At 55.2% G+C, this 11,596-nt stretch carries 10 protein-coding genes and 2 pseudogenes; 5 read left to right on the top strand and 7 right to left on the bottom strand.

From position 1 onward, the window contains the following. Window positions 1–129: 129 nt before the first annotated feature. A pseudogene (locus tag JCM12539_RS02945) lies at window positions 130–2,270 on the bottom strand (Tex family protein). Window positions 2,271–2,994: 724 nt separating this feature from the next. On the opposite strand from JCM12539_RS02945, the gene JCM12539_RS02940 reads away from it, so the two are divergent. From JCM12539_RS02940 to JCM12539_RS02930, 3 genes are all read left to right on the top strand, one after another. After that, a complete protein-coding gene (locus JCM12539_RS02940; protein WP_054649129.1) occupies window positions 2,995–3,264 on the top strand; it encodes a type II toxin-antitoxin system Phd/YefM family antitoxin in 270 nt (89 codons plus the stop codon). Next, window positions 3,257–3,526 carry a Txe/YoeB family addiction module toxin gene (locus tag JCM12539_RS02935; RefSeq protein WP_054649127.1) on the top strand — a complete coding sequence of 90 codons (270 nt, stop codon included), beginning with the start codon at window positions 3,257–3,259 and terminating at the stop codon, window positions 3,524–3,526. The genes JCM12539_RS02940 and JCM12539_RS02935 overlap by 8 nt, the downstream gene beginning before the upstream one ends. 223 nt (window positions 3,527–3,749) lie before the next feature. Then, entirely contained in the window at window positions 3,750–4,589 is an 840-nt protein-coding gene (locus JCM12539_RS02930) for an alpha/beta hydrolase (RefSeq protein WP_054649125.1), read from the top strand. A gap of 69 nt (window positions 4,590–4,658) precedes the next feature. On the opposite strand, the gene JCM12539_RS02925 is transcribed toward JCM12539_RS02930, so the two are convergent. Beyond that, complete coding sequence (locus JCM12539_RS02925; protein WP_054649123.1) at window positions 4,659–5,345, bottom strand: type 1 glutamine amidotransferase domain-containing protein; 687 nt, start codon at window positions 5,343–5,345, stop codon at window positions 4,659–4,661. 372 nt (window positions 5,346–5,717) lie between these two features. On the opposite strand from JCM12539_RS02925, the gene JCM12539_RS02920 reads away from it, so the two are divergent. Continuing rightward, entirely contained in the window at window positions 5,718–6,281 is a 564-nt protein-coding gene (locus JCM12539_RS02920; RefSeq protein WP_054649121.1) for a TetR/AcrR family transcriptional regulator, read from the top strand. A 110-nt stretch (window positions 6,282–6,391) separates the two neighbouring features. Then, window positions 6,392–7,408: an amidohydrolase family protein gene (locus tag JCM12539_RS02915; protein WP_156302015.1), complete on the top strand. Its 1,017-nt coding sequence runs from the start codon at window positions 6,392–6,394 to the stop codon at window positions 7,406–7,408. A 159-nt stretch (window positions 7,409–7,567) separates the two neighbouring features. Here JCM12539_RS02915 and JCM12539_RS02910 read toward each other — a convergent pair whose 3' ends face one another. The 5 genes and pseudogenes from JCM12539_RS02910 to JCM12539_RS15495 all read right to left on the bottom strand — a co-directional run bounded on the left by JCM12539_RS02910 (window position 7,568) and on the right by JCM12539_RS15495 (window position 11,565). Further along, on the bottom strand, window positions 7,568–8,140 hold the full coding sequence (locus tag JCM12539_RS02910) for a TMEM175 family protein (RefSeq protein ID WP_054649119.1): 573 nt from the start codon (window positions 8,138–8,140) through the stop codon (window positions 7,568–7,570). A 167-nt stretch (window positions 8,141–8,307) separates the two neighbouring features. Beyond that, entirely contained in the window at window positions 8,308–8,949 is a 642-nt protein-coding gene (locus tag JCM12539_RS02905) for a hypothetical protein (protein WP_054649117.1), read from the bottom strand. A gap of 126 nt (window positions 8,950–9,075) precedes the next feature. After that, window positions 9,076–9,885 carry a YncE family protein gene (locus JCM12539_RS02900; RefSeq protein ID WP_054649115.1) on the bottom strand — a complete coding sequence of 270 codons (810 nt, stop codon included), beginning with the start codon at window positions 9,883–9,885 and terminating at the stop codon, window positions 9,076–9,078. Between the two features lie 5 nt (window positions 9,886–9,890). Next, on the bottom strand, window positions 9,891–10,211 hold the full coding sequence (locus JCM12539_RS02895; RefSeq protein WP_054649113.1) for a hypothetical protein: 321 nt from the start codon (window positions 10,209–10,211) through the stop codon (window positions 9,891–9,893). 38 nt (window positions 10,212–10,249) lie between these two features. Beyond that, window positions 10,250–11,565, bottom strand: a pseudogene (locus JCM12539_RS15495) (APC family permease). Window positions 11,566–11,596 lie beyond the last annotated feature (31 nt).

The following is an 11,596-nucleotide window of genomic DNA, read 5'->3' as shown; positions in this document are numbered from 1 at the left end:
CTCAGAATCGCACCGGAAACTCACCCGGGCTTGGTGAGTTGGAGGTTTCGCCCTAGCAGTGGTGACCATGGAGCACCCCACGAAAGCCGCAGCTCACCGGGCCGGCCTACGCTGCTGACACCCACTACCTTAAGGTTCGACCATCGTCAGTTGGATGCGCTCGCGTTGCAAGTCGACGGACTCAATCCACACCGTGACGATGTCACCAATCGCCACCACGGTCTTCGGGTCGCGGACAAACCGCTGTGCCATCTGCGACACGTGTACTAACCCGTCATGCTTTACTCCGATATCGACAAAGGCGCCAAAGTCCACCACGTTGCGGACGGTTCCCTCCAACTTCATCCCCGGCTGGAGATCCTCCATCGTCAGAACGTCCTGCCGTAAAATAGGTGCGGGCATGCTGTCACGGAGGTCGCGGCCGGGGCTTTGCAAGCCTGCCACGATGTCGGCCACCGTGGTTGCACCCACGCCGGTGGCAACGATGGGCGCCACGTCCACCGCCGCAACTTTCGCTGCCGCCGCGTCACTGCCCAGGTCAGACTCCTGCACACCGGCCGCCGCCATGATTTGCTTGGCCACTGGGTAACTCTCTGGATGGATATCCGTGTTGTCCAAGGCTCGCTTGCCACCGATAATGCGCAGAAATCCGACCGACTGCTCGTACGCCTTCGGTCCCAACCGCGGTACCTTCTTCAACTCGGCGCGGCTGTTGTACCGGCCGTGCTCATCGCGATACTTCACGATATTGACCGCAATCGTCTTCGACAGGCCCGATATCCGCGTCAGCAGCTGGTAGCTAGCCGTATTCAGGTTGACCCCTACCTGGTTGACGGCACGTTCAACCACCGCGTCGACTTCCGTTGCGAGGTCTTTGGCCGGCAAATCGTGCTGGTACTGCCCCACGCCGATGGATTCTGGATTGATTTTGACCAGTTCCGCCAACGGGTCCTGCAACCGGCGGGCGATGCTGATGGCACTACGCTGCTCCACGTGTAGGTCGGGGAACTCATCGCGCGCCTCCTGGCTTGCAGAGTACACCGACGCACCGGCCTCGTTCACAATCACGTAGTAGATGTCGCGATGGATTTGTTTCAAAGTTGCGGCGACAAACTGCTCCGACTCGCGGCTGGCCGTCCCGTTACCGATAGCAATCATCGTCACTTGGTACCGTTCAAGCAGGTCGATCAATTCCTGCGTAGCCGCACGGCGCTTGGCCTCTGGGGCTGGCTTGTGCGGGTAAATAACCGCCTTATCGAGAAACTTCCCGTTTTCGTCCACCACGGCTAGCTTGCAACCAGTCCGGTACGCCGGGTCGAACCCCAGCACAACTTTGCCTTAATCGGGGCCTGCATCAGGAGGTTGTACAGGTTCTGGCCAAAGACCTTGATGGACTTAGCCTCGGCGTCCGCGGTCAACACGCCCCGCAGTTCGCGCTCGATGGCCGGTCCGATGAACCGCTTGTACGCGTCCTCGTACGCCTCCGTGATGAACGCCGTTGCCTCGGAGTGTGGGTGCTGACCAATAAACCGGAAACGGCAATAATTCATGACGGCGCCGGTATCAACTTTGACTTTGACGGTGAGAATCTTCTCCTTCTCGCCGCGGTTAATCGCCAGCGTGCGGGTGGAGGTCATCTTGCTGATGGGTTCCTCAAAGTCGTAGTACTGCTGGTACACACCCTTCTCGTCGAGCTCCTTCCCCTTGGTCTTCACCGTGACGCGGACGCTCCCAGTCCGCTGCGTGTAATTGCGCACCCAGTTACGCACGGTCGCCACCTCACTGAACGTCTCCGCCAGGATTTCGTGGGCGCCGGCGAGGACGTCGGCCACCGTCGCCACTTCTTTGGCTGGGTCAACGTACCCCGCGGCCTCAGTGGCCAAAGGTGCGGTGGGAAACGTCATGATCCATTCCGCAAACGGCTGAAGTCCGTGCGCGCGGGCGACCATGGCTTTGGTCTGCCGCTTCTGCTTGTACGGCAGGTAAATGTCCTCGACGTCTTGTAGCTGGGTGGCAGCGTTAATCTGCGCCTTCAACTTGGCCGTGAGCTTCCCCTGTTCGTCGATGCTCTTAATCACCGCGGCTTTACGATCCTGGAGCTTGGTGACACGGGCGTGCGCCTCCTCGATGGCCTGAATCTGCACTTCATCCAGGCTGCCCGTCATTTCCTTACGGTAGCGGGCAATGAACGGAACCGTGTTGCCGTCGTCCATCAAGTTCAGTACCGTGGTAATCTGGTGCGCACTGATGTCGGGCAGGTCGGGACGCATCAGGGAGACGGTTTGTGATTGTGCTTCAGTCAAAGTATGTTCCTCACTTACTGTTAAATTCTGGTTGAACGATAGTTACTATCATAACACTGGCAAAGGAATTGGTTGGGGGGTGCGGATACTCTAGCTCAACCTCTACCTACCAACACTACAAGAACGCCATGCAGGGACCAGCGCGTTGCTAGCCCCAGTCGCTGCCATTAAGACACGAAATGCCCATCACATGGTTAGTTATTCGCCAACTTGTGATGGGCATAGCATAGTTGAACCACCAATATCAGTAAGACGATACCACCAGCAGCATAAACAGGTACTAAACCGGGTAGAGCACCAATTTTTTTGCTTATTCGACCATGACCCCATCAACTCGTCGCGGGCACCCCCACCGGGCCGCAACAGCTAATCCTGCATTCGGCCACCGATACCGTCGTGAACGGCTATATCTACTGGTTCCGCCACCCCGATGCCCTCGCGTACAAAGACGTCGTTGCAACCAACACGTGGTTGCTCGACACGCTGAGTACGTGTCTTTAAGGTGTAAAACACCCCCACACATAGCTGTCGAGGGTGTCACTATATAGTTTCCGGCCCACATAGACGCAAGGTTTAACCGCCACGCTTCTGGCTTTTTTTAATCCATAACCACCCGCATTCAGGTTCACTGACCCATCCGTTTGTTGTACAACATGTGGTACAATTAAATTAAAAAAAGGGGGGCATCAAGATGGACGCAGTTAGCTATAGCAACTTTCGCCAGCACTTAAAGACCTACATGCAACAGGTCAATGAGGACGCCGAACCAATTATTGTTACGGCCAGGGACAAAGAGGATAACGTTGTGGTCATCAGCCAGCATGATTATGACTCCCTGCAGGAAACGATGCACATTATGAGCAATCCGGAGTTAATGGCCAAAATCAGAAGAGGGGATGAACAGTTCGCGGCGGGCAAAGCAATTACACACGAATTGCTCACGGATTTCGACGATGATTAAATCCTGGTCTGACGATGCATGGACCGATTATATGTACTGGCACGATCATGCCGATAAATACATGGTTAAACGTATTAATCGGCTGATCAAGGCCATTGATCGCACTCCATTTACTGGTATTGGTAAACCAGAGCCACTCAAACACGACCTGACAGGTAAGTGGTCGCGTCACATCACGCAAGAACATCGCATCGTGTACTCAATTGTGGGTGCCAACGCGGGCAAAGCAATACAAATATATTCTTGTCGCGATCATTACTAGCAGGCCTAATTAAACGCACCCTTACTTTGGGTGCGTTTTTTTTGACGAAAAAAAGCCCGGGTCCCAGCCATCAATGCGTTACGACTTGATCAAATATCCGTTCTTCACTACAACTACACCAGTCCCGAAAATGTACATTGCTCCAATCGCCAGGGTGTGGCACCATTGGCCTTGAAGAAGATAAAATAACCTCAGGTAACGTTATTCTGGGAGGAAATCGAGCATGAAGCATAAAAAGATTCTCGCATTATTCGCCACGTTAATTGTCGCCGTCACCCTGTCGGCCTGTTCAGCCAAAGGCACCGCCGCACCCGCCAACGCTACGACCAGCACCACACCCACGTTCTACTTCCACGGTTACAGCGGGTCGGCCAACTCCACCAACCACCTCATTCAGTACGCGGTCACGAACTACCACGCCCACAAGGTCTACCAGGCTGTAGTCGATACCAACGGCGAGGTCACGCTCAAAGGTCGTTGGCCTAAGTCCACCAAGAATCCTATCGTTCAGGTAGTGTTCAAGGACAACAAGAACGCCAATCTCCAAACGGACGCCAAGTGGATTAAAAACGTGCTGCAGGCCGTCAACCGCAAACACCACTTTGCTAACTACAACGTCGTCGCACACTCCATGGGCAACCTCGGCTTCATGTACTACGTTCTGTTCCAGCAGCACACGTTCAACGCGCCCAAGCTGCACAAACAGGTCAATATTGCCGGTCACTTCGACGGTATTGTCGGTATGGACGATGAACCCAACCGCAACACGCTGACCAAGTCCGGCCGCCCCACCATTCTGGATGCGCGGTACAAAGAGATGCTGCGCAACCGCGATAACTTTCCCAAGCAGCAGGTCGACATCCTCAATATTTACGGCAACAAGGATGATGGTACCAACTCTGACGGCGACGTCACCAATGTTTCCAGCCGGTCGCTGCGTTACCTGCTGCGGAGCCGGTACAAGAATTACACCGAGATGATGTTCACCGGTGCCAAGGCGCAACATAGCCAACTACACGAAAACGATGGGGTGGCAAAGGCAGTGAACGATTACCTGTACTAACCACGACCACTTAACGCAACAGGGCACCACGGCAGCGTTCCCCTACGCAACCGTGGTGCCCTAATTATATTATCCGGCGTTACCTACCGCATCAACGAGCAACTTCGCCACCGCCCGCACGGAGAACGGGTTCTGCCCCGTCAGCAGCCGGCCATCCTGCACGGCATACTCACTGTAGAAACGCTTCTGATCAAAGTGGGCACCGTGCTCCGTCGCCACCGTCCGGTTCAAGAACGGGACCACCGACTTCTTACCGGCGATAATCTCCTCCGCGGTGGTAAAACCAGTCACGTGCTTGCCGGCAATGAGGTAGTTACCCGCCGCGTCTTTGATGTTCAGCAACCCCGCAATGCCGTGGCACACCGAGGTAACGTAGCCGCCCTGGTTGTAAATACTCAGGGCCAGCTGTTGCAACTCGGGATTGTCCGGAAAATCCCACATCACGCCGTGACCACCCGTGTAATAAATGGCCACGTAGTCAGCTGGATTAACCTGGTCCGGCCGCAACGTGTTGCGCAGGGCGCGGTCCACAAAATCGGCGTCCTCGTACACCCGCATAATGTCGGCATCCGTATACTTCATGCTACGGGGATCGAGCGGAACAAAGCCGCCGCGGGGGCTGACGTAATCAACGCCAATGCCCGCCTGCTGCATTGCGTCCACAAACTCGGCCGCCTCGCCCAGCCACAAACCGGTGGGGTCGTTGGTGCCGGCGTAGCGCGTCACGTTGGTTTCCACTACTAGTACTTTTTGCATAATTAGGCCTCCTGCTCTGCCAGTTATCGTGTTTATTTCACACTATTAAAGAATAGACGTTATTGTCTGTCAAGAGTCAATAACAGGCATTATTGGTGCCATAATTGTCCGCAACTCAACGTATAATCGTGCGCAGTTAACTACAACCATGCTCATATTGAATTGGTCGGCCATTATCCGTCTCAGTAGTCAATTCAAAACCAGGTCAACACGTATCGGCACCACCGATTGCTTTCCGGCCAGCAATACCGTATAACGAGAATAAGCTTGATTGTATGGGCCGGTCCAACGCCAGCCACCTTTGATCAGTTAAAACGCAAGCATGTACGGCCGGTGTTTAGGGCCATACATACTTGAACGAGGTGCATTGTATTGAGTAATCCCAAAGTGCCACTGGCATATTACCACCAACCGGACAAACGCCTACGCGCCACCCAAGAAAAATTGTTCACCGCGCTACGCCAACTGTACACCGCACAGACTCCTTATGCGGACGTCACCATTACTCGGCTTTGCCGACAGGCCGGCATCCCCCGCCAAACATTTTATCGCCATTACCAAAATGTGGGCCAAGTAATCGAGTACGACATGGCCGTGATGGTGAATGAGTTTCTCCAACAAATCGACCACACCGTCGGGGGTACGGCCCAGTCCGCCGAAATAGCGGTCAAGCTAATGCTGGCCAACCGTACTACCCTAGAGATGATGTTCTGGGGCGACGTGACCGAACAAGTGATTCAATACATCAAGAGGGATATGCACCGAGTACACGGCTACATCAAAACCGCCAAGCGCGACGACACCCTCCGTTTGGAAATGGATGCGCGGATCCTCATAGCATTCGCCAAAACGTTAACTTTGCATCCGGAATTCACTCGTGCTGACTTCGTTTCTTTGTTCAAACAAACCATACCGTCGCCACCCGCGGATATCTAGTGGCCAGCCGAGACGATGCATGACAAATACCGCGTTTTTGTAGCGTAACGGACCTGCCGCAGCGTTCCCTAGGCACCTATAATTGGTCTCATCAACTAGGAGGCCTCGAAATGAAATTAATTACACTTGAAGAGCATTGGGAATCTGACCGCGTCAACCAGGCTGCTAAGCCATACATGTCGGCACCATCCTACCCACACCAAAACCCCGACGACCATAGTATCGCGGAATTTGCGGCCAAGTCGCAGCGGGATAACACCGAACTGATTAGTGCCGGGCAGCAGCGGCTGGACTTCATGGACGCCAACAACATCCAAATGCAAATTATGGGTTATGGCGACAACACTCCCAAAAATCTGGATCCCAAAGTAGGCATCGAGCTATGCCAGATGGCCAATGATGACCTAGCAGACGCCATTAGCCAGCATCCGGACCGTTTCGGCGGCTGGGCAACGTTACCCGTCGGTGATCCGGAGGCCGCGGCGGCTGAACTGGAACGCGCGGTAACTCAACTAGGTCTCAGTGGGGCAATGATCCACGGCTATTACGACCACCGCTTCTTTGACGATCCCTTCTACGAACCAATTTTGGCGGCGGCCGAAAAGTTGGATGTGCCACTATACTTCCACCCCGCCTTTATTCCCGCAGAAATCAGTGAATACTACTACGAAGGCCAGGGTTGGTCCGAGCTGACCGCCTTCACGTTCGCTGGTGCCGGTTGGGGTTGGCATGAGGATCTTGGCGTGCAAATGATTCGCTTGATTCTCGCCGGCACCTTCGACCGTCACCCCAACCTCAAAATCATCACGGGCCACTGGGGCGAACTGGTCCCCGCATTCCTTGAACGCATGGACCAAACACTGGGCCTGACCGTCAACTTACAACGGAGCATTAGCCAGACGTACCGTGAAAACTTTTACATCACTCCAAGTGGCATGTTTTTCCCAGCACAGCTCCAGCTCATCTACACTGAAGTTGGTGCCGACCACCTGATGTACTCCCTCGACTACCCATACAACCACCCGGCAGACGCCGCAAAGTTCTTGACGGATTCCATTTTGACGCCGGACGAGCAAGCAAAAGTCGCGTACCAAAATGCAGAAAAATTATTACATCTCCGCAAATAGAATCGCAAAAGCCACCCCTACCTTGACAATGGTTGGGGTGGCCTTTATATACCGCAAAGGGCTGGCGTCGGACCAGACCATGTTGGTCCCAAGTGGACAGCCACTTGTCGGTGATTGTCATCTACGGGCAAAGCCATACTTTTCATACGGCCAAAATACTCAATCCCTCGGCGACGTCACCAAGCGCATGTTCTGCGTCGTCGGAATCAACCATACGAGGCTATTCACGCCCAGCCCGACAAACAGTAACGGCGGGGCAAAGATGACGGCTACAAGCGTGACAAAGTTGATGCCAAAAGACATGACCTCCATCTTGATTGCGAGGTTGATCAGATGCGGGTTCGAGCGTCGAACCACCGCCCGCAACAATAAGAACGAGAGGTTAACCGCAATGACGTTCAGCTGAAACAAAACCGCGGCCGGCACCGAATGAATATCCGTGCCGAACCAGGCGGTGACGGCTGGTGTGAGCGAGAGCCAGAACAAGAAATGCAGGTTCGCCCACAAAGCTTGTACGGTCACGTTTTCCGTTTGCAACATCAACGTGTGGTGCGATATCCAAAATCCAGCAATCACCAGAAAGCTGAGTACGTAGGCCGCGAACACGGGGGCCATACGCCACACCACCGTCCACGAATGCTGGGTATCAGGTAAATGGATTTCCAGAACTAAAATTGTGATGAGAATTGCGATGACACCATCGGTAAATGCCTCTAATCGTGCGCGACTCATGTTGCCCTCACCTCGAATAAATAGATAACGTTATTATACCGCAAATTTATGGTACGGATGAGTTATGCCGGGCAAGCAATGTGAATAAGATGGCGGGCCCGACAAAATAATCCGACATCATCGTAAAGGCCCGCAACCATAACAGTTGCGGGCCTTTGCGTTACCCTCTACAAAATATTCAACATCAACATTAATCCCGTGAGCAACCGGTGCCCACCCCACACAATGAGCGCGGGCACACCCAGGTTACGGCTGCGCCGGTAGCTCCATAGCAGTGGCAGTTGCGTGAAGATGGTGACCACCACGTTGGACCAGAGATCTGGCGACGACGGCGTGGTGGCAAACGCCCCGGCCAGAATACCCGTGATGAGGTACACGCATAAATTGCGCCAGTGGGGATGATGCTGCATCCGCCCGTCCAGCACCTGGATGATGGCTAGGAAGATCATCAGGGTCACCAAAACGTTAGCGGTCGTCGTGAATACTCCCTGCCAAGACATCAGCCGGTACGCCGGCCACGAGTATTGCTGCCACGAAGCGAGGCTCTCCTTAATGTTGGCACTCGGACCCGTTGCCACAAAGATGGTAGCCACGTGGCCAAGAATCCCGAACACGGGGTACAACAACCCGTACCCACAGTAAATTCCAAAGTCTCGCCACCGAATGCGCGGAAACAGTTGCCGGAATGCGCCGCGGCCACCAGCCCACCACAGGCCGGCGAAGATAATTGCGGCGTAAATGGCACCTCCGCCAATCACCTTCAATGCGGCCAACCACGGGGTGGTGTGAAGGTACGCCTGTTTCGTCAAGAACAATACTTGTGCTAAGGGATTGTTCGTATTGAAGAGTAGGTAAGCTACCCAGCAGCCGCAAAGAAGCGGAGCCACTGATTAAGAGTCAAGCGCGGCGCGAAGGGCCACGGTAATGATTTGCGACTACTTTGCATGGCGCACCTCCTTCACTAGTGTTGCGAGGTCGAGCGACAGAATTCGGTCGACGTGGTCCTGGCTGGTCTTCCGGTACGCCGCTGCGCTCGATTCAAAGATGAGGTACATACGGCCTTGATACGTACTAATCTGCTCGAGGTGGCTCGGCATCTTGAGCACCAACACGGCATCACGTTCACTAAACGATTCCTTCAGTAGGTTCTCCTTGAACACGTACAGCTTGGATGGCCCCGGGCCAAACGATTGCGACAGGAACGCGTAGCCACCGTAGAACACCGCCCCCTGAACTTTGCTGAGGGTGTGCTGCTTAAACAAGGCCGTCGAAACCACGCTCACCTGGTTCTGCAATTGCTGGAGCGGCCCGGCACCAACAATCTGGCCCTTCTTATTCACGTCGTAATGCTGCATGTAGCCACTACTCTTTGGGTTGAAGAATCCGACGAATAGAATACCGGAGTGATACGTTATGAAGGAGGCGCGACTTTGCGTACCCAACGAAGTCCGGCTGTCATATTTAATCGGGCGCGCGCTCTTGTCGTCGTATGCCAACAGGCGCTTGAGCTTGATGCCAATGATTTCGGCCGTTCCCTGATACTCACCACACACAAACAACTGTTGGTGGTCGGCATCGTACGTAATGCCACCAACGTGTGGCCGCCCTTGCAGGACAACGGTTTTCACTAACTTGTTGGTCCGAATATCCTGAATGTACAGGGTCGAGTTGTACTGCTCCCCGTGATCGTACGCCGACGAAATCAGGTAATGCCCCGCAACGTCCACCCCTTGTGGCGTCATCATCGTGCTCATCCCCAGGGTGCCTGGGCGTTACGCGTACGCGTGGCGCGCAGCCCCGGCACGATGGGCATCTTGGCCATATCCACGGCCCCGCCATCCATCGGCGAGGAGCCAGCCAGCACCGCGCCTTTGAGGTCAGGCGAAGAGTCAACGGCCCGGCTGACGGTTGCCAGAGAGTACACGCTACCAGTACTCGTCGTCGTCCGCGACGTTTCCGGTTCGGGATGAATAACGCGGACGTCAGGCTGCCCCCAGCCAAAGCCGCCCCAGAGAATGACGGTCAACGCCAGCACGACGCCGATAATCACCCAGTTTTGTCGATTTTTCACAGCTTCCAATTCCTTTCGTGGTACACAGTTATGTGTGGTCAAAATTGATAATTGCGGTAACGGGTGCGGCTAGGTAGCCTGACGCCGCTTGCGCCGGTCATCGGCCAGTAGACCAGCTCACCCGCCGCGGCAAAGCCAATCCCGATGGCGTAAGTCACCGGGTTGAACTGCAGGATGAGGTACGCAAGCAGAACCAGCGACAGCGCTGGGATCGTCCGCCCGCCCCACAACCGGACGCCGCGCGGCAACGTGGTGTCATTGCGCAACTTGAAGGTCGCCAGTACGGTGGAGATGTACTGCACAAAGGAGCTCAGGACAATCAGGTTGACTAGGAACAGGTAGCTACCACTCAGCACCAACCCAGCGGCCAGCACCATGGTGGCCAACAGGGCGACAATCGGCGCCCCAAAGCGATTTTGCTGACCAAACTCGCGTGGGAGCAACTTCTTCTCGGTGGCGAGCGAGGCCAGCTCCACCGGAGTGTCGAAGGAAACCGCGATGGCGACCCCCAGAGTGGACACCAACATCCCCGCCAGGATCACGCCGCGCCCCACCGGTCCGACTACGCGCATGAACGCGGCCGCCACCGGCAACTTTTCCGCCACGATTTGCGACCCCAGCAACGTGACGGTTAGAAATTGCGTCAGTAAGTACAACACCGTCACGATGACCATCACCACGATGAGCGCGCGGGGCAACGTGAGCTCGGCGTTGCGCATCTGCTTTGCCGCCACCGGGAGGAACGAAAAGCCGGTGAACATGTAGAAAGCCGTGGTGAACGCCCCGACCAAATCGTGTCCGGACGCCCCCACCACGGGGCTGCCGATGTGCCCGTGGACGGCAATCATGAGCCACTCCCGATGATGAAGAGCAGGATGAGGCCGACTTTGACGGCACTAGACAGGTCGTCGATCACCTTCATCGTGCCGGGGCCAAAGACGTTGAGGATGGTGATGCCGCCCAAAATAGCGAGCGCCACGCTAATGTAGATTGAGCGGTGCTGCGCTGCTGGCCAGAAGCCACTCAGTGTGGTCAGGAACGCAGCAATTTCAGTACTGATGGTGATGACGCCGAGGAACCAGCTGAACCATCCAATCTGGAAGCCGGCGTGCGGCCCAAAGGCTTGGTTGGCGTACACCCACGCCCCGCCGTCCTCATCAATTTTGGATGCCATCACCGCGTAGTTCATCGCAATCATCAGCGTGGCCAGGCCCGCCAACCCGATTGTTGCCAGGCTGGCCCACCCCGCCGCTTTGAATAGCGTACCCGGCAACAGGAATATCCCGGAGCCAATGATGCCGTTAATGCCCAGCAGCAGTACGCTACCGAACGAAAGTGTGGTGGACTTGGCCATGGCAGCGGCCTCCTTAGTGTCGTTATTTTTA

Source organism: Lacticaseibacillus pantheris DSM 15945 = JCM 12539 = NBRC 106106 (assembly GCF_001311175.1).
GTDB lineage: Bacteria > Bacillota > Bacilli > Lactobacillales > Lactobacillaceae > Lacticaseibacillus > Lacticaseibacillus pantheris.
Note: the sequence above shows the minus strand (reverse complement) of the source record. Positions and strands in the feature narration are given on the sequence as shown.